The organism is Bacillus sp. Marseille-Q3570 (genome assembly GCF_946151055.1).
Taxonomy (GTDB): Bacteria; Bacillota; Bacilli; order Bacillales; family Fictibacillaceae; genus Pseudalkalibacillus.
In genome coordinates, this window is the sequence record NZ_CAMGYZ010000024.1 from 13,920 (window position 1) to 31,661 (window position 17,742).

Sequence of the window (17,742 nt, forward strand, 5' to 3'; positions counted from 1 at the left end):
AAATTAGTTAATCTATTCAAAATTATCAGGAAACGGGTCAGGACTCTGAAACGTCTATAGAGAAAAGAGGTGTGCTATGAAACCATTAGTCAAAAACTTCATTCTTCTCTTAGTTTGTCTAGGATTATCAGGGTGCAGGGGAAATTTATTTTTTATTTCGGATCAAGCAGAATTAAACCCGCCAGAGGCTGTTGTTTTAATTGGAGAAAAAGAAATCCTGCATAAAAAAGGGTCTTTCTGTTGGCAGTCAGACGGACAAGGGGTATGTGCCGATACAGCCGGAGCTGAAGAGTTGACAAGTGATACAAATCCTACAACTGTACCGAAAGACAGCTTGGTTAAAATCAACTATGAAGAAAAACCAAGCGACATCAATGTTATATTTTTAAAAGAGGAACTGAATACGATAAGTTCAGCAACAAATATGATTTCAAAGTGCCTTCTGAACCCGGAATTTATGTAGTCGATGTACTTGCAAGGTGGAAAGATCGAGGCGATCAGTATATTGCATTCAAAGTTAAAGTGGAATAGCATTGATAGTATTGTTTCATGTGGAACAAAATAATTGTAGCAAGAATACAAAAAAGTTCATGTGTCTTAAAGCCACCTGAACCCTTTATCCGCCTTGTTTTTCCTTAATTTACCTCAAATTGCTTTGAATAAAAAAATCACCTCTATTCATACTAAACTCAAGTGGTAAATACCTCCACTTACTCCTAGTAGAATAGAGGTGAATTGACATGGCACAAAACAACAACCAACAACTAGTTGTTCCTGGAGCACAAGCAGCGATCAACGCTATGAAAACTGAAATCGCTTCAGAATTTGGTGTACAACTTGGACCAGACACTAGCTCTCGCCAAAACGGTTCTGTAGGTGGAGAGATCACTAAGCGTCTAGTTCAACAAGCGCAAGCTCAATTAGGCGGACGTTAATCTCACGTCTATCTTGCTAGCGCCTCCTCTTGGGCAAAAGGGTCTTCCTTATCATAAGGGAGATCCTTTTTATTTTCAGGCTGTTTTCGTTGTTGCTCTTTAAAGTCGTTCAAAAAAACAATCTTTTAGAAAAGAGCCATTTTAAACAATATTCCATCACTTCGAAATTGTGGTAGTAGTTGAAGGATTAAAATTGATGACTTCTAAGACTATCGGTGTTCCGATCAATAAAGCATCATCTCCAGGTGGAATCGTAATGGTCAAAGTTCCAACACCTGTTGTGCCCGGAGTGTACCTTTATTCGATACAAGAAAATAATAAGACAAGGTGAAATTCTCCCTTGTCCTGTGAATAATTTGAAATTATGTCTATTTGAAATACTCGAATACTTTAAGATGTCTTCTTCTTTTTGTGACGTACGATTTGTACGAAGAAGGAAATTATGAATGTGATGATCACTAAACTCACTAAGATTTTTTCTTTATGTGTGTACAGTTCAACCACTCTTTTGAAAAACAGATCTCCTTTTTGTACTGCATATAGAGGACCATTGTAACCGTACACTTCATAGATGATCAGATATCCAATAATATTTAACGTAGAAAATGTGATACAAGAAAGTATGACGAATAAATAGCAACGTTTTAGAATCAACCCCATAGGTACTCCTTAGCTTTGAAAACTTTATTTCACTCTATCATGTTAAGGTAAAGTTTTCCATATGAAATAAAAAAATAAAACGCCTTCCCTTGTGTACTGGAATGCGTTCTTCTATCAGTATTTATATTTATCTTAATGGCGGCCCCGGCAGGAATCGAACCTGCGACGCACGGTTTAGGAAACCCTTGTAAGGTTGTTGTTATATTAAGTGATATATCGTTATATTTGCCCATAATCAAGAATTTTTATGATTTTTATTGAGAGTTTTAAAAGGATTTTTGCGAATTTGTCCCCAACTTGTCCCCACCGTTTATAACTTCTAAAACCCCTTTGGTAAATTAAGGTCATTACTTAAGGTTACGATTTGTTTCCAATAATACAGGGTACTTTATTAACAAGTAGATGGAAAAGAGCATAATTTTATATACTGAAGTGATTAAACACACATAAGTTTGGAGAACCTGTTGTAAACATAAGTTATAAGGTTCTTGTTGATTGTCCTCAATTCTTATGGTAAAGTTTGTAATACGAACTTGTGCTTAGGAAGGAGGATGATTGGCGCTATGACGATGACCAAATTTAGAACTGTTAACCCGTCATTTAAAAACCAAAGGATCGGTAATATTACCAAAGCCACACTTAAAGGGGCGGTTCAAGTGGTTGCTAGACGTGAGCCAAGCATTGAAGAAATTGAAAAGATGTTAGGTATTGATCAAGTGCGACCAATTCAATTAACTCCTTCTGATGCTGAAGACATGATGGAAAAAGAAGAAGAGTTAAGGGAATGGTATGAAGATGACCTCAAGGAACTCTATAGGGAAACGCTTGCAGAAGAAGGTTCAGGAAGCGATCAAGAACGCTGAGCACGGTGAGTTTTTTTGGGCTAAATGGACTACTGGAGATGGTTTTTTAAGAGATTCCCCTTGTCTAGTACTTAGTAAACACAGGGATGTTCATGATGAAATTATCATTCTTAAGTGTACTTCGCAAAATGCAAAATCAAACTTTGATGTCCCCGTTACTATTAAGAACAGGACTGTATATGTCCGAACAAACAAAATTTACACTATTCAAAGGGATCAATTAACTAACCCACTTAAAGGAAATTTTAGCCCAGCTGGTTACACAACGGTTATAGAAAAAGTAAAAGAAGCTCAAAATATCGAACAGTAACGCAAACTCATATGAGTTTGCGTTTTTTCTTATCAGGCTACTGAACAGTAGGATATCAGCGAAATCAGTTCAGCTACTGGATAGGTTGCATAGTGTACCCGTATGCTACTGGCAGCACTGGTCAGTGCATAAACTTCATCTCCATGTACCCGCCTCATTTACTGCCACCCCCTTTGATTGCACACCACCGTATGTACGGATCCGTATACAGCGGTTCCTAAAGTCTGACGGACAATGGTTTCCTCTTCATTGTCCGTTATACTTTTCTGTCTCTCCGTTCCTCATCTTCTTTCAACATTCCTGCTGTTTTCACCAGAATTCACCGGTTATCCTTTCAAGGAGTTCCTCTTGGTCATCTGTTTCATTAAGGGATAAGCAAATTGAGGTTATTCCACATACCTTTGGGTTTCAGCCCTTCTCATTTGGTTTGGTACTATGGCTTCTGCTGCCTTCTGACAGTTCAACAGACGTTCACACGAATGCTTACAGTGTCCTTCACTCTTATCTGTCAGACCTCCCAGGGTAAGTTCCTAAGAGCGGAGTTTTGCCGCCGACTTCCTTCAGCTTCTGGGTCGCCCTAGACACCCTTGTCTTAAGCTAACTGCTACTACTGCCTTCGGGACTTGAACCCTATAGAACATATGCATGCCTGGCACACCCACAAAAAACTACTCATAAAAAATGAGTAGTTTAATCAAGGTATTCAATTTCAGATACATCTAGTTCTAATGGTTTCTTTCGTGGAATGTTCATATAAACAATGGTATCACCAGGTTTTGTTTGTTCATCTAATATCCGTTTCACTTGTTCCTCTGTCCCCTCAATCTCTAAAGAAGGCACCCATACTGTTCCATTTTGCAAGTCCCTTTGGACAAGTATAAGCGACTGATTAGATTGCTTCATCTGTTGTTCAAGCTTCTCGACTCTTCTTTTTAGCAATGTTATCCCCCTTTCTTCACTTCATTTTCTAACCTAATTAGTCGGTTAGTCAGTTCATCGATTTCAAAGGACTTATACGACAAATCGAGGATGATTTTTGCTGCACTGATTCGGTTTACTGGAGGTGTTTCATCATCATTCATAAGCTTTTGCAATGTATCAACTGCTTCAGAAGTAATATTCTGCAAACGTGCAGTTGCTTGATTCAAAACTTCTTTTCTAGCTTCTCGATATGCAGTTTCAAATTCAGGTAACTTTAACCATCTGAAAATCGTCGCTTCACCTACATTTGCAATATGCGCTGCGTGTTTTATCGTAGGTGATGAGAGAAGGGCCATTATAGCCCTTTCCTTCTTCGAAGAAAGTCTCATTAGCTATCACATCCTATCATGCTTGGATTTGAGTATATGAATATCTCGGTATGTGAACCTTGCTCATGATCTAATCTATAAGCTTCGAGAGGAAACTCTTCCTCCAATGTATACATTTCATGTTTGATATCTTCTAGGCAATCCCACCCCTCCACTTCATTTAGGCCAAGGAAGACCCCACCAGTGTCTTTCCCCGATTCGTATATACATAGAACATCTGAATCACTCACCTCGATATAGGCATTTCTGATAACATTACAGATCAACATACCGTCCGTTCCATTATGCTCAACCTTTATAATTTTCCCCTTAAATTGCCGGAACATAAAATCTAGATATTTTGTCATCTTCCATTCTCCTTTTTATAACGATTTTTTTTATATACTTTAATTTTTTCATTTATTTTTCTGCTCGCTGTGGATAATAAGTGCTCAAATTTAGTAAGATCATCTTGCATGTGTAAAGATTTTTCTTCGTAAATAAAATAATCTAGCACAATCAGTAACGTTTCTTCGTTATAAACAATTCCGTCTGCATAGAGGTCTCTTATTTTCATTACACGTGCCCTTCTAGGATATCCTTGAACAAATTTGTTTCCCTCTCAAAGAACAGCTCAACTGTCCCTAACGGTCCGTTCCGATTTTTAGCTACGATTGCTTCGATAATATTCGAGTTATCTTCCTGAAGGGTAATAGTCATCTCGATACAGAAATATAATCACATCAGCATCTTGTTCAATTTCTCCACTTTCTCGAATATCTGACAACATCGGTCTTTTATTCTGACGGTATTCAACACTTCGGTTAAGCTGGGACAGTAATAAAACACTGCAATTAAATTCTCGAGCAATTTCCTTTAATCCTCGACTCAACTCACCAACCTCTTGAGTACGATTATTTCTTCCTTTCGTTTTTATCAAGGTCAAATAATCGATTACTACCAGGTGTTTCTTATCGGGATACTTATCAATGTTACGGATTATCTCCCCCCTGATATCTACTAATGTCGGTGAAGGTCGGTCAAAGATGCTTATGTTATTTTTCAACATTGTTGTTTGAGCCTGTTCGAATCGTCTCCAATCCTCTGCATTAAATCGTTCAGGAGCATTTTTTAGTTTCAATGAATCGATCCCACCAATCATTGAAAGTAGTCTTTTCACAATCAAGTCAGCATTCATTTCCAGAGAAAAGACATTGACAAAGTGATCAGACTTCGCAGCTGCATAGGCAGTACATAATGCGAATGATGTTTTTCCCACTGAGGGTCTTGCAGCTAAGATATTCAGCTCCTGAAGTTGCCAACCGTCAAGAATTGTATTTAAGGGATCGAATCCCGATTCGATGCCAGATAGTCCTTGTCTTTTTGTAATAAGATCTTCAGAAACTTTGAGGATGGAATCATCTAAATCAAACGAAACAATAGTAGTGTTTTCGAATAACGCTGAAATTTCACTAATATATGCTTCCAACTTCGATAAATCCTTCCCACTGGTAATCTCTTCTTGAATTTTTGTAATCGTAGATTTCGCTTCCCTTACCCGATAAGAATCCATTACATATCGTTCATAATAATGAAAGTTTTTGATGTGGCAGTCAAAGTGTGCTAATTCAGAAAGGTATGCTGTACCCCCAAACAGGACGATATCCGATCCTATTTGGGTATATACAGATACAACATCAATTGGTTCATCTGCATCATGGAGCTTGATCATAGCTTCAAAGATCTGCTTGTGAACAGGGTCTGTAAAATGTGGGGGTTCTAAGGTGGTTTCTTTTATCAGACTACCTTTCTTTAGAAGACTCGATAGTACTGATTTTTCTGCTTGAAGATTCTCCACGGGCCTCCTCCTCCCATTTTTTCACTTTCAACTGATATGCTTTCTTTTCCATTTCATACGACTTAGGAGCACTTATGTGTGCAATAGCCGGAGGGAACTTTTCATTCTTCAAATGGTTTTCTGTGTTCCTCATAACCAGGGCTGGATTGTCATTCTTTAATAAACTCGTCCATAGATCGATTTTTCTTTGAGTTACTTCGAATGATGGGAATACGTCTCTTATTGTTTTAAAAACCTCTATGGTTTGTTTTTTATTCATTGGTTTCAAATGCCTCCCAATTAATTTTTTCATTTTGATATTGTTGTTTTTTGAATGAATAAAATGGTTCTGCTTCATCCATGAAACGTATAAAGTTATTTGGTTTCATGAAATCCTGCAAAGTCCATTTATAGTCAAAGAAATAAGCTGCGTTTTCCAAGATAACTTTGTAATTGTCGATTGCTTTCGTAAGATCGTCTGTTGTATACTCCATCAAAGCTTTCTTCAAACAGGAATTCATTTTTGTAGTCATCGATCTATGAACGATGATATTTTTGAAATTCCAATAATCGTATATAAATTTTATTTGATCATTTTTTTCATTATTGGTTGTATCACTATTGAAGTCGCTTTTTGGTTTATTACTGGTTTTTCCTTCCTGATAATCGTTGTAGTTACATATGATGATCGTGGTCTTTTTTGTATCCGATACCTTACGAATCATCGACTCCTCTTCAAGAAGCATAAGGTAGGATCTCAATTTCGTTTTGGACCACCTCCACCTCTGCATGAGCTTCAGTTCAGATGTAATCAAACTGCCCCTTTTTACGGTAATCATCTCATTACCAAGAAGGAATTTTTTGTCCTTGTGATTTGCTAACAAAAGCAAATCGATCCATGCTTCAAATTTAGAGAACTTCCTTCCCTCGAGAAATAAAGGGTTTTGCAAGATTTTTCGGTGTAGGCTAATCCATCCTTGCATATTTACCGCCTTACCTTTGGAGTTTTCTCAATCCTGTACTTGAAAACTGGGATTGATCATTACCCTCTATAGAGCTTGATTCCTGGGCTTTAATCCATTCGGAAAGCCCTTCTTTACTGAATAATACTCGTTTACCAACCCGGTAATGGGGTATTCTTTTTCTTTTGGCCATTTCAAGAATTAGCCAGTACGACACATTTACGTATTCAGCCGCTTGTTTGGCTGTTAATGTTTGTCTCTCCATTTTCATCAACGCCTTTCTTTTGAATTTTTTTAATTGCTTTCAGGATTTGTTCCTTTTTTTTGTCATTTAACTCTTTTCTCAGAAGTCTTGAAAAATTACCATCATTCAAGCCGAGCTCATAAGCAACTTGCCAGTGAAAAATACCTTTGTGCTTCATTGTTTCTCGAATATCTCTATTCGCTAACATTTAATTGCTCCTTTCCCTTGTTGTTGTTTTCTCTATTATGGTAATATTGAAATGTAATCCAAGAAAGCTTATAAAGGGATTACATTTTTAAAGGGAGTGTTTTTTATGCCTCTAAGGCAAGTACTACAACCGTATGCTACTTGGTTCAGGTACAAATATGAAATTCAACAAGAAAAAGGTGAAAAAGTTATTGTTTCAACAGGATCGATTGAGGATTGGAAATACGATCCATTTTCGGAAGAAATCTTACCTAAACGTCCCCAAAAAGGATCTGAACATGATTTAAGTTGCCCCCATGTTGCTCTTGCAAGATTAGATACATCTGATGAAAATTCCATACTAAATTTTGTAAATCGTTTTGGGTTACTAGGCTTGTGGAAGTTCGAAAAATATTGTATGGCTCCAGGACTACCTGATATCGGCTTTATACCAAGATTTAAAGAAGTCGAGTTATCTAAATGGTTTGTCCAACCGAATAAGATAGGTAATCAAAAATATCGAGAGCCTCTTTCAATTTTTATTAAAGCTATAGAGGATTTTAAAGAAATCCTATCTACTATTGAAGAGATAGAGATGGGAGAAGTAAAAAGTGATGATAAAGAAGCAATTTTAGAACTCGAACTTCAAGAATATTTGAAAGGAATTAGGTTTAACGGAATGTCCATAGTTAAGTCTGAAAAAAGATGGGTCCAATCGTTTGCGGTAAATTCCTTGCTTAGCGCTATTTATTTTCGTATACAGCTTGAGAAAATATCAGGACGTGGCATTAGAGTCTGCCAAAAAAACCGTTGTGGGAAATTTTTCATAAGCGAAAACCCTGAAGCTAAATACTGTAGTGATAAATGTAAGAATGCACAATTAAGGCATGAACATGAGCAGCGGAGAATTAAAAATGTATTACTAGATGAATTTAACTCTTACGATTTAAACATCATTGAAAATATAATTAACTCACTACAAGAAAAAGGGGTGACTGGTGAAAAAAGAATTATGAAACAATTGAAAGAACGATTAACAAAGGAGGATAAGCTAAATGGCAGGTAGTATCGAGAAAAGAGGGAAAAATTCTTGGAGGTTGGTTGTCAGTAATGGGCTTGACCATTCAGGTAAAAGAATCAAGAAAACAAAAACAGTAAAAGGGAAAACTAAACGTGAAGCTGAAAAAGAGCTTGCAAAATTTATTGCCGAAATTGAGTCGGGACATTATCTCGATCCTTCAAAACTTACATTCAGTTTATACGCCGAACGTTGGATGCGAGATTACGGGGAAAAAGAGCTTTCTCCTACTACACTTAAAAGGTATCGGGATTTCTTGGAAACTCGTATTATTCCTGCAATGGGGCACCTGAAATTGGAGAACATAAAACCGCTTCATCTTCTTGAGTTTTATAAAAGCCTTGGGGAAAATGGAGTACGGGCTGATGGTAAACCTGGTGGATTATCAACTCAGACTATCACGCATCATCATAGACTGATTTCAGCAATGCTCCAGGATGCGGTAGAATGGCAGTTGATAACACTTAACCCTACATCTAGGGTTAAGCCCCAAAAGTCCGAAGAAGCCAAATGGAATACTATGATGAAGCTCAGACTGCTGAACTTCTCAAAGTAATAAAAGATGAACCGCTGAAATATAACGTCTTAATCAATCTCGCCATAGCTACTGGCCTTAGAAAAGGAGAATTACTCGGGCTTGAATGGTCTCATGTCGATTTTGATAAAAAAACTATAGAGGTTAAACAATCGAGCCTTTATGTAAAAGGGAAAGGAGTTTTTACCAAACCACCCAAAAACGAATCTTCTGTAAGAACAATATCGATTCCCTCTTCTATCACATCTTTGTTACGTACATATAAGATACATCAAAAAGAAGAAAGTATGAAAGTTAGGGATGAATGGCACCAATCCGACAGGTTGTTCACAACATGGAATGGTATGCCAATGCATCCAAACACCATAAATAATTGGTTCCCAAAGTTCTTGAAGAGAAATAACCTTACACCTCTCCCTTTCCATGGTTTAAGACATACTGCTGCTACATTACTCATAGGAAAAGGTGTGCATGTGAAAACGATAAGTAACCGTCTAGGACATAGTAATATATCTACCACAATGGACATCTATGGTCATGCGCTTAAAAGTTCTGATGAAGAAGCTGCAAATAAGCTGGACGATATTTTTATTCAAGAAAGTTAAAGGAGCCCTTTTAAAGGCTCCTTCTTTATATACTTTCATTTGATGCCATTAGTTCGGCTTGTTTTACGACTGTTTCAACTGCCATCTTTTGAAGATCTGGTGGATACCCGTACTTTTTAAGTAGTCTCCTGACGGTAATGCGCATTTTAGCACGAGCAGATTCTCGTAAGTTCCAATCAATACTCATATTAGCCTTGATTGCCTTTGATAGTTCATGAGCTATAGCTTTAAGTACTTCATCCCCCATGACCTCTTCTGCTGTTTCATGCGAAGCAAGAGCATCATAAAACGCAACTTCTTCTCGAATCAAGCCCGTTTCTTCTCCTCGCTTGTACGATTCGTTCATTTCCTTAGCAAGCTCGATAAGTTCTTCAATAACCTTAGATGTCTCTATCGCCCGCTTGTTGTATTTATTTATTGCATTGGACAATAAATCAGAAAACTTCCGAGCTTGAACAAGGTTTGTGCGCTGCACATTTTTCACTTTTCCTTGAAGTAACCGATTAAGTAATTCTACCGCTAGGTTTTTCTGTGGCAATGCTTTCACATCTGCTAAAAACTGATCAGATAAAATTGAAATATCAGGGTTCTCAAGCCCTAACGAACTATAAATATCAACTACCTCATCGGATATAACAGACTTTGATATCAACTGATTAATTTGCGAATCAAGTTGTGACCCAGTCTTCTTTTTCTTTTCTTCTGGTAATAGTTTTACGATTCCGGACTTAACCGCTTTAAAGAAGCCGATTTCCGCATTCAACTCTTGAGCTTCTGGTTCAGTGGAACAAAGAGCAAACGCTTTGGATATTTCAGTCACAAGTCGTAAAAAATTTTTCTTTTCCTCTTCACCTAAACCAATTACAAAGTCTACTGTTTCAATGATAGCTTTCATCCGCTCGGTTGGTCTATCAGAATTGAAGTGACTATAATCATGTCGATACAGCATTGACTGAATGAGTTCATACTTTTCATATACTAGGTCTAGTGCAACTGAGGTATCTACCCCTGCCTGATCACGATCACTTTCGGTATATTGTTTCAAAGCTTCTTTTAAACTATCAGCAATACCAATATAGTCTACGATTAGCCCACCTGGTTTATCACGAAAGACACGGTTTACCCGTGCGATTGCCTGCATCAGATTATGACCTTTCATTGGCTTGTCGATATACATGGTATGCATTGAAGGAACATCAAATCCAGTCAACCACATATCCCTAACAATAACCAATTTCAATTCGTCATTGGTATCTTTCATTCGTTTCGCTAGATATTCTCGACGTCGTTTATTCCCAATGTATCCTTGCCATTCTTCCGGATCACTCGAGGACCCCGTCATTACAATCTTGATAACACCTTTATCATCGTCATCAGAATGCCATTCAGGTCGTAAAGCAATAATCTCCTTGTATAGATCAATTGCAATACGACGGGACATGACTACAAGCATACCCTTTCCGTACATCGCCTCTTGTCTTTTTTCAAAATGATTTACGACGTCTTTAGCAACTCGTTTAAGTCGTTCATTCGCTCCTGCTAATGCTTCTAACCTGGACCACTTTGTTTTTAACTTCTCTCGCTCATCAGTCTCCTGGTACTCTGTTATTTCATCATATTCACTGTCAATTTGAAGACCTTCTGGAAGATCAAGTTTCACTATTCGACTTTCATAAAAGATCTTTACAGTTGCTCCATCTTCTACTGCTTGAGTCATGTCATATATATCTATGTAGTTACCAAAAACAGCAGGTGTGTTCTTATCGGTTGCTTCAACTGGGGTACCTGTAAATCCAACATAAGATGCATTAGGTAATGCATCACGTAAATGTTTTGCAAAACCATATTTTACATTGGCTTCAGATGTCTCTACAGAAGAACGTTTCATTTGAGCTTGAAATCCATATTGTGAACGGTGTGCTTCATCCGCCATTACAATTACATTCCGACGGTCAGTTAATGCGCCCATTTGTTCATTACCTTCTTCTGGCGCAAACTTCTGCATTGTAGTAAATATAATACCTCCCGATTCAACAGATAAAAGCTCTTTCAAGTCGCTCCGCTTTTCCGCTTGTTTCGGTGATTGTCTAAGCAAATCACTAGATTGACTAAAGGTTGCATATAACTGATCATCCAAGTCGTTACGATCTGTTAGTACAACAACTGTCGGGTTATTCATTTCTAATACAAGTTTTCCTGTATAAAAAACCATTGAAAGACTTTTACCTGATCCTTGAGTATGCCAAATAACACCGATTTTACGGTCCCCGGTTTCACTTGCTGCACGCTTTGCTTCATCAATTGCTTTATTAACTGCGTGATATTGATGGTAAGCTGCTAAAATTTTTATTGTCGTTTCTCCATCAGTTTGAAATAAAATGAAATGACGTATTAAATTGAGTAAAATATTGGGATGACACATTCCTTTTATGAGGACTTCTAGTTGCGGGATAGTTGGAGAGGCTGTCGATTTACCGTCTATTGTACGCCACATCATAAAACGCTCTTCGTTTGATGTAAGTGTGCCTGCTCGTGCATTTATGCCATCACTAGTTACCATGAAAGCATTGAAATGAAAAAGAGAAGGTATAGCTTTCTTATAAGTTTGAAGTTGATTGTACCCTTGTGATATTCCAACCTTTTCATCTGTAGAGCTTTTCAATTCAAATACCACAAGTGGAAGACCATTTACAAAAAGAATAACATCAGGTCGTTTATTTGATGATCCTTCTACTACAGTAAATTGATTAACTGCGAGAAAATCATTATTCTCTGGATGTTTAAAATCAAATAACCACAACTTTTTAGTTGTATTGCGTCCATCCTCTTCTCTAACTTCAATGTCAACACCATCTGTAATTAGCTTATGAAAAGTTCGATTATTGATTAAAAGGTTAGGATGCTGTGGTATTGTGATTTTCTGTATTGCTTTTTCTATTTCTTTGGAATTAATGTTTTTGTTGATACTATAAAGGGCGTCAATTAAACGCCCCATTAAAAAAACAGTTGAATAATCCTTTCTCTCAGGTGAAGCACCTTCATGTGAAATGTCAGTGCCATTTGCTATTTCATATCCCAGCTCTTTAAGCCAATCAAGAGTAGCATGTTCTAATTCATCTTCATTAAAGCTGTACATGTTGCAACTCCTCACTTTCATCGGGGATTGTTACTTCTCCAGAAAAAAGCTGTGGAAGGAGAGTGTCTCGTAAATTTATTAATTTGTTATTTTCTAATTGTAATGTAGCAATTTCTTCAAATATAGGCTTAACGATTTTTTCGAATTTTTCTATTACTTTTTTAGGTGCGTCCGCAATTTTGAAAGTATTGAAATCTCGTTTTGTAATGGCATTGAAGACGGCTCCATTTGAACTATGTACTATTTGACGAACTAAATTTTTCATAACTAGAAATAAGTAATACTGATATTTTTCATTATGAATTAATGCATAACAAGATTGATTCATTGCCATGTCGCTTGCTGCCAAATTTAGCTTTCCAACTGTACCTCTAGCTGTTATAAAAATAGTGTTTTTATGGTATAGTTTGCTGTTACACTTGTTTAAACCGCTTTCCGTAATCATTTTTTCAGTAACATTCACATAATAATTACTACTCGAATCTTTAGGTGTATAAAATGGTATATTCCCATCCCAATATTCACTTATTCTGGTTTTTGGAGTTCCTCCACTTAAAATAGAAGCTATATTTGAAACAGGTACTACTTCCCATGTTGCAGGAATTAAACCTAATTCACTATTTCTAAGATTGCCTCCACTTGAATTATAGGGTTCTCCATTCTGATTTGGGAATTCATATTCAATAAACCAACGCTTGAAAAGAATTTGAACAAGTTTTTCCAGATTAGGTATGATTAAATTATTATTATTAATTTTCTCTTCAAGTTTTTTAAGAATATTTACAATACCAACCTGAACTTCTAAAGGTGGTAAGGGCACCTCTATTTTTTTTAATGAACTAGTAGGTCTCGCAATTGCAGGGACACCTGTTTGTGACTTATTTAATAATAATCTATGTTGTCCTAATTTGGATTTAAAGAAATAGTACAAAAACAACGGAAGCACTTTTTGGGGGTTCACACTAAGTTTCATTTGACTTTGAGAAACAATATATATAGGGAATTTTGAATTTTCATGTATATATCCAACTTGTCCCAAAGTTCCTCGATGTGTAAAAACTAAATCCCCTCTTTCTACAGCACTACTCTTTAGTTCTTCTGCTTTATCCTTGGTTAAGTAACTAAACTCTTCTTCATTAAGCCATCCTTTTGTTAAATTCTGTCCTTTAATTATAGGAATACCACTTGCAACAAAATTTTCAGTCTTTATTCGTGAACCAAATGGACCCATTGCAATTGCATTTTTTTTATCTGCTAGAAGTTCTTCTATTTTTACTTCGGGCCAATTAGATTTCATATCCAATCTCCCCCAGTTTACGACGAATTTCTTCCTGTAGTACTTTTGAATTTGAAAATTGTTCAGATAGTTCAGAGGTTAATTTTAACATCTTTTCTTCAAATGGTTCTTGATCTTCCTGTATATCTTCTAATCCAACATAGCGTCCTGGTGTCAAAATATATTCATTATCTTTAACTTCTTTTAATGAGGCTGCTTTACAGAAGCCATTTTCATCTTTATATTTTAGTTCATTTATTCCACGCCATGCATGATATATATTAGTTATCTTTTTTATATCCTCAGCTGTAAATTCTTTATGAGTACGATCAGCCATATAACCTAACTTACGACCATCAATAAATAAAATTTCTTCTTTACGGTCACGCTGTCTACTTGCGGCTTTATTTTTAGTAATGAACCATAAACTTACTGGAATTTGAGTTGAATAGAAAAGTTGACCTGGTAAAGTAACTATACATTCCACTAAATCATTTTCAATCAAATTACGCCTAATCTCTAATTCGGTAGATGTACTAGTAGACATTGAACCATTTGCCAGAACAAATCCAGCAGTTCCAGACGGAGCAAGTTTAGATACCATGTGTTGTATCCAGGCATAGTTTGCATTCCCCACAGGTGGTACTCCATAATGCCAACGTACATCATCACGCAACTTCTCTCCACCCCAATCGCTCACATTGAATGGTGGATTTGCAAGAATATAATCAGCTTTTAGATTTTTGTGCAAATCACTATGGAAAGTATCTGCATTATGGTCTCCAATGTTCCCATCAATTCCGCGTATTGCAAGATTCATTTTACATAACCGCCAAGTAGTGGGGTTTGACTCCTGTCCATACACTGCTATATCCCCAAGTCGTCCTTGATGTTCCTCAACAAACCTTTCACTTTGTACGAACATACCACCAGATCCACAACAAGGGTCATATACACGGCCTTTATATGGTTCAAGCATTTCAACAAGTAGTTTGACAATAGATGTAGGTGTATAGAATTCTCCACCATTTTTCCCTTCAGCACTAGCGAATTTACTCAAAAAGTATTCATATACACGCCCTAAAACATCTTTAGCTCTACTTTCTTGATCTCCTACCTTAAAAGAGAACAGATCAATTGTTTCACCTAAACGTGTTTTATCAAGTGCTGGTCGTGCGAAGTCCTTTGGAAGGACACCTCGAAGGGAATCATTTTCTTTTTCAATTGAAATCATTGCCTGGTCGATTATCTGACCAATTTCAGGAATTTTTGCATTTTCTTTTATGTAAGACCATCGAGCTTCTTTTGGTACCCAGAATATGTTTTCAGCTAAATATTCATCTTGATCTTCAGGATCTGCATATTCATCTTTAGATAGCTCTACAAACTTTTCTTCAAACGCATCAGAAACATATTTTAAAAACAGTAATCCTAATACAACGTTTTTATATTCAGAAGCATCCATGCTTCCCCTTAACTTATCCGCCATCAACCAAAGCTTTTCCTCGAAACCAATATTTGCAGTACTCATCCTATCTTCCCCTTATTATTTGTGTATTGTCTAAACCAAGTTTAACAAAAATTGTATTATAAATGGATAATAAAAAAGGAATTAATCCTGAAATTAATTCCATAAAAATCATATATTTTGTATTCCGTCCCCAAAATGTCCCCAATTAACCTGTTTCACTTGTATAGATATTACAGAGTAATACAGATAAACCCTTATGTATCAATGTATGTATGGCGGCCCCGGCAGGGATCGAACCTGCGACGCACGGTTTAGGAAACCGACGCTCTATCCACTGAGCTACGGGGCCAAAAGCTTTGTCTTAGTAAGATAGCTGAAATATAGTATACAAGGTTTATCCCTGATATACAAGTTCTCGTCCCAAGATTTCTATCCTGAATTTAGCTGTTGAGCACCAGCGTTTACAATCACTTTATTCGTTTTTGCTTTGATTAAGGTTGATGGAAGGGAGCGAATATCAAAGAAATCAACAATCACTTATATTTATTTTGATCATTTTCTCTGTTCACTTATGAAAAAGGCAATGTGGACATATAAATGATTACATACCTGCTCTGCACCTTTTTCATCGGTCCCTGCCAATTGTTAAAATCTTACACATAAATGTTTGTTGGAATCTATACCGAAAAGTGATTTGCCTCATATTATATAAAGAAAGCTGGTATCGCATAAGACCAAGTTTTGGTGATTTAACCTGATAAACGCTCGTGCTATTCATTTCCATGAGTTTTACCGATAGAAAAGGTAAAGATAGGTATAAAATCGAATATGTAATTATGTTGCGTATACTAGTCATTCTCGAGAGGGGTTGGATCCTTGAACAAGATCTATATCTTGGACACGAATGTTATTTTACATGACCCTGCTTCCATCTTTAAGTATGCAGGAAATGATGTTGTCATCCCAGCTGTAGTCGTTGAAGAAATCGATTCAAAAAAACGGCTGCAAGATGAGGTGGGCCGAAATGCTCGGGAATTCGGCCGGCAGTATAAGACGTTACGTGAAAAATACAAAGACCGTTTACATGAGCCGTTTCCGCTTGACCATGGCGGGACTCTCGTCATTGAATTGAATCATCGCTCTTTTGAAAACATCAAGAGCATCTTCAATGAGGATTCGAATGATAATCGAATTCTTGCTGTTGCAGTGAATATTGCTCTCGAGCAACCACAGCGTGATATCGTTCTGGTTTCTAATGACATTTTATTGATTGCAAAAGCCGATGCCTTAAAGAAGTCACACAATACGCCAAATTTCATGGCGCAATTATACGAAAACGACCGTCTCGTTGAAAGCTCCCTCACGATTCATAAAGGCTACCACGAACTTCAGGTTCCACCTGAATTCATCAATGCGTTCCATGCGAATCATGAACTTCCTCTTGAACAGTTATCCGAATATCTTCAAACTGAAGTGAATCCACAAGATTTCTTATTGATGAAAAGTAATGCAGGGACCAACCAATCTGCAGTAGGACGGGTCCTTAGAAAAAGGAACAAGCTTATATGCTGCCCATTCTATTTTACCGATGATGAATCCTTCATCTGGGGTTTGCGGCCAAAAAATGTGGAGCAACGGATGTTTTTAGAATTACTGCTAGATCCGAAGGTAGAAATGGTCTGTGCAATCGGTAAAGCAGGAACGGGTAAAACATTACTTGCTCTGGCGGCCGCTCTGCATGAAACACAGGATATGAAACATTATTCCAGAATTACAGTAGCACGCCCAATCGTTCCAATGGGAAAAGATATCGGGTATCTTCCAGGGGAAAAAGATGAAAAGCTACGTCCCTGGATGCAGCCGATCTTCGATAACCTGGAGCAGCTCTTCAATATCGACCCGGATTCGAATAAGAAAAATGATAAAAATGGCATACCGAAAATCGAAAAAGAAATTGAACAACTTAACATGGAAGTCGAAGCCCTGACATATATCAGGGGCCGAAGCATCCCGAACCAATTTATCATCATTGACGAGGCACAGAACCTAACGAAGCATGAAGTGAAGACGATCGTCAGCCGGGTCGGTAAAGGAACCAAAATCGTCCTTGTCGGCGATCCTGATCAAATCGATCATCCTTACCTTGATTCTGTAAACAATGGATTGACGTATACGATTGAACGGCTGAAACGTGAAGATGAAATTGGTATTATCCGACTTTCACGTACAGAACGCTCGAATCTGGCTGAAAAAGCAGCTCGCTATTTATAATCTCGCATGACTCAGGAAGTGTCTGATATGCCATCTATTGAAGGGGAAAATAACATTTGACCCGACAAAACCTGACATTCTCTC

The 17,742-nt window shown here is 37.2% G+C and carries 24 protein-coding genes and 1 tRNA gene; 9 read left to right on the top strand and 16 right to left on the bottom strand.

Going from position 1 to position 17,742, the window contains the following annotated elements; genetic code table 11:
• Positions 1-76: 76 nt before the first annotated feature.
• The 3 genes from N8M93_RS21940 (at position 77) to N8M93_RS21950 (ending at position 1,266) form a co-directional block, all read left to right on the top strand.
• Entirely contained in the window at positions 77-463 is a 387-nt protein-coding gene (locus tag N8M93_RS21940) for a hypothetical protein (RefSeq protein ID WP_261134770.1), read from the top strand.
• A 277-nt stretch (positions 464-740) separates the two neighbouring features.
• The gene (locus N8M93_RS21945; RefSeq protein ID WP_221569303.1) at positions 741-935 is read left to right on the top strand and encodes an alpha/beta-type small acid-soluble spore protein; all 195 of its coding nucleotides are present in this window, start codon (positions 741-743) and stop codon (positions 933-935) included.
• A gap of 196 nt (positions 936-1,131) precedes the next feature.
• Positions 1,132-1,266, top strand: a complete 135-nt coding sequence (locus N8M93_RS21950) for a hypothetical protein (protein ID WP_261134771.1) — start codon at positions 1,132-1,134, stop codon at positions 1,264-1,266.
• A 59-nt stretch (positions 1,267-1,325) separates the two neighbouring features.
• Here the strand turns inward: N8M93_RS21950 and N8M93_RS21955 are convergent, their stop codons facing one another.
• Positions 1,326-1,595, bottom strand: a complete 270-nt coding sequence (locus N8M93_RS21955) for a hypothetical protein (protein WP_261134772.1) — start codon at positions 1,593-1,595, stop codon at positions 1,326-1,328.
• A 563-nt stretch (positions 1,596-2,158) separates the two neighbouring features.
• On the opposite strand from N8M93_RS21955, the gene N8M93_RS21960 reads away from it, so the two are divergent.
• Both N8M93_RS21960 and N8M93_RS21965 read left to right on the top strand, forming a co-directional pair.
• The gene (locus tag N8M93_RS21960) at positions 2,159-2,458 is read left to right on the top strand and encodes a hypothetical protein (protein ID WP_261134773.1); all 300 of its coding nucleotides are present in this window, start codon (positions 2,159-2,161) and stop codon (positions 2,456-2,458) included.
• Positions 2,421-2,768 (top strand): hypothetical protein, encoded by a 348-nt coding sequence (locus tag N8M93_RS21965; protein WP_261134774.1) that lies wholly within the window; start codon positions 2,421-2,423, stop codon positions 2,766-2,768. The genes N8M93_RS21960 and N8M93_RS21965 overlap by 38 nt, the downstream gene beginning before the upstream one ends.
• Positions 2,769-2,800: 32 nt before the next feature.
• Here N8M93_RS21965 and N8M93_RS21970 read toward each other — a convergent pair whose 3' ends face one another.
• The 11 genes from N8M93_RS21970 to N8M93_RS22015 form a co-directional block, all read right to left on the bottom strand.
• On the bottom strand, positions 2,801-2,926 hold the full coding sequence (locus tag N8M93_RS21970; RefSeq protein WP_261134775.1) for a hypothetical protein: 126 nt from the start codon (positions 2,924-2,926) through the stop codon (positions 2,801-2,803).
• A 532-nt stretch (positions 2,927-3,458) separates the two neighbouring features.
• Positions 3,459-3,707, bottom strand: coding sequence for a hypothetical protein (locus N8M93_RS21975; protein WP_261134776.1), 249 nt, complete (start codon positions 3,705-3,707; stop codon positions 3,459-3,461).
• A 2-nt stretch (positions 3,708-3,709) separates the two neighbouring features.
• Positions 3,710-4,078, bottom strand: a complete 369-nt coding sequence (locus N8M93_RS21980) for a hypothetical protein (RefSeq protein WP_261134777.1) — start codon at positions 4,076-4,078, stop codon at positions 3,710-3,712.
• Positions 4,078-4,425: a hypothetical protein gene (locus tag N8M93_RS21985; protein ID WP_261134778.1), complete on the bottom strand. Its 348-nt coding sequence runs from the start codon at positions 4,423-4,425 to the stop codon at positions 4,078-4,080. The genes N8M93_RS21980 and N8M93_RS21985 overlap by 1 nt, the downstream gene beginning before the upstream one ends.
• Entirely contained in the window at positions 4,422-4,634 is a 213-nt protein-coding gene (locus N8M93_RS21990; protein ID WP_261134779.1) for a hypothetical protein, read from the bottom strand. The genes N8M93_RS21985 and N8M93_RS21990 overlap by 4 nt, the downstream gene beginning before the upstream one ends.
• Positions 4,634-4,777 (bottom strand): hypothetical protein, encoded by a 144-nt coding sequence (locus N8M93_RS22945; protein WP_396125759.1) that lies wholly within the window; start codon positions 4,775-4,777, stop codon positions 4,634-4,636. The genes N8M93_RS21990 and N8M93_RS22945 overlap by 1 nt, the downstream gene beginning before the upstream one ends.
• Positions 4,752-5,915, bottom strand: coding sequence for a DnaB-like helicase C-terminal domain-containing protein (locus N8M93_RS21995; protein ID WP_261134780.1), 1,164 nt, complete (start codon positions 5,913-5,915; stop codon positions 4,752-4,754). Before N8M93_RS21995 ends, N8M93_RS22945 begins: the two co-directional genes overlap by 26 nt.
• Positions 5,860-6,174: a replicative helicase loader/inhibitor gene (locus N8M93_RS22000; RefSeq protein ID WP_261134781.1), complete on the bottom strand. Its 315-nt coding sequence runs from the start codon at positions 6,172-6,174 to the stop codon at positions 5,860-5,862. The genes N8M93_RS21995 and N8M93_RS22000 overlap by 56 nt, the downstream gene beginning before the upstream one ends.
• On the bottom strand, positions 6,167-6,655 hold the full coding sequence (locus N8M93_RS22005; protein WP_261134782.1) for a hypothetical protein: 489 nt from the start codon (positions 6,653-6,655) through the stop codon (positions 6,167-6,169). Before N8M93_RS22005 ends, N8M93_RS22000 begins: the two co-directional genes overlap by 8 nt.
• Positions 6,656-6,887: 232 nt before the next feature.
• Positions 6,888-7,127, bottom strand: coding sequence for an excisionase family DNA-binding protein (locus N8M93_RS22010; protein WP_314728321.1), 240 nt, complete (start codon positions 7,125-7,127; stop codon positions 6,888-6,890).
• Entirely contained in the window at positions 7,084-7,308 is a 225-nt protein-coding gene (locus N8M93_RS22015) for a hypothetical protein (protein WP_261134783.1), read from the bottom strand. The genes N8M93_RS22010 and N8M93_RS22015 overlap by 44 nt, the downstream gene beginning before the upstream one ends.
• A gap of 105 nt (positions 7,309-7,413) precedes the next feature.
• Here N8M93_RS22015 and N8M93_RS22020 point away from each other — a divergent pair, with 105 nt between their 5' ends.
• The 3 genes from N8M93_RS22020 to N8M93_RS22030 are packed head-to-tail and all read left to right on the top strand — an operon-like array spanning position 7,414 to position 9,504.
• Entirely contained in the window at positions 7,414-8,352 is a 939-nt protein-coding gene (locus tag N8M93_RS22020; RefSeq protein ID WP_261134784.1) for a hypothetical protein, read from the top strand.
• Positions 8,342-8,920 carry an N-terminal phage integrase SAM-like domain-containing protein gene (locus N8M93_RS22025; protein WP_261134785.1) on the top strand — a complete coding sequence of 193 codons (579 nt, stop codon included), beginning with the start codon at positions 8,342-8,344 and terminating at the stop codon, positions 8,918-8,920. The genes N8M93_RS22020 and N8M93_RS22025 overlap by 11 nt, the downstream gene beginning before the upstream one ends.
• Positions 8,875-9,504 carry a site-specific integrase gene (locus N8M93_RS22030; RefSeq protein WP_261134786.1) on the top strand — a complete coding sequence of 210 codons (630 nt, stop codon included), beginning with the start codon at positions 8,875-8,877 and terminating at the stop codon, positions 9,502-9,504. The genes N8M93_RS22025 and N8M93_RS22030 overlap by 46 nt, the downstream gene beginning before the upstream one ends.
• A gap of 25 nt (positions 9,505-9,529) precedes the next feature.
• On the opposite strand, the gene N8M93_RS22035 is transcribed toward N8M93_RS22030, so the two are convergent.
• The 4 genes from N8M93_RS22035 to N8M93_RS22050 form a co-directional block, all read right to left on the bottom strand.
• Positions 9,530-12,640, bottom strand: coding sequence for a type I restriction endonuclease subunit R (locus tag N8M93_RS22035; RefSeq protein WP_261134787.1), 3,111 nt, complete (start codon positions 12,638-12,640; stop codon positions 9,530-9,532).
• Entirely contained in the window at positions 12,627-13,937 is a 1,311-nt protein-coding gene (locus tag N8M93_RS22040) for a restriction endonuclease subunit S (protein ID WP_261134788.1), read from the bottom strand. Before N8M93_RS22040 ends, N8M93_RS22035 begins: the two co-directional genes overlap by 14 nt.
• Positions 13,927-15,447, bottom strand: a complete 1,521-nt coding sequence (locus tag N8M93_RS22045; RefSeq protein WP_261134789.1) for a class I SAM-dependent DNA methyltransferase — start codon at positions 15,445-15,447, stop codon at positions 13,927-13,929. Before N8M93_RS22045 ends, N8M93_RS22040 begins: the two co-directional genes overlap by 11 nt.
• 213 nt (positions 15,448-15,660) lie before the next feature.
• Positions 15,661-15,736: transfer RNA gene (locus N8M93_RS22050), tRNA-Arg, on the bottom strand.
• A gap of 527 nt (positions 15,737-16,263) precedes the next feature.
• Between N8M93_RS22050 and N8M93_RS22055 the strand changes: the two genes are divergently transcribed.
• The gene (locus N8M93_RS22055) at positions 16,264-17,658 is read left to right on the top strand and encodes a PhoH family protein (RefSeq protein WP_261134790.1); all 1,395 of its coding nucleotides are present in this window, start codon (positions 16,264-16,266) and stop codon (positions 17,656-17,658) included.
• Positions 17,659-17,742: the final 84 nt, after the last annotated feature.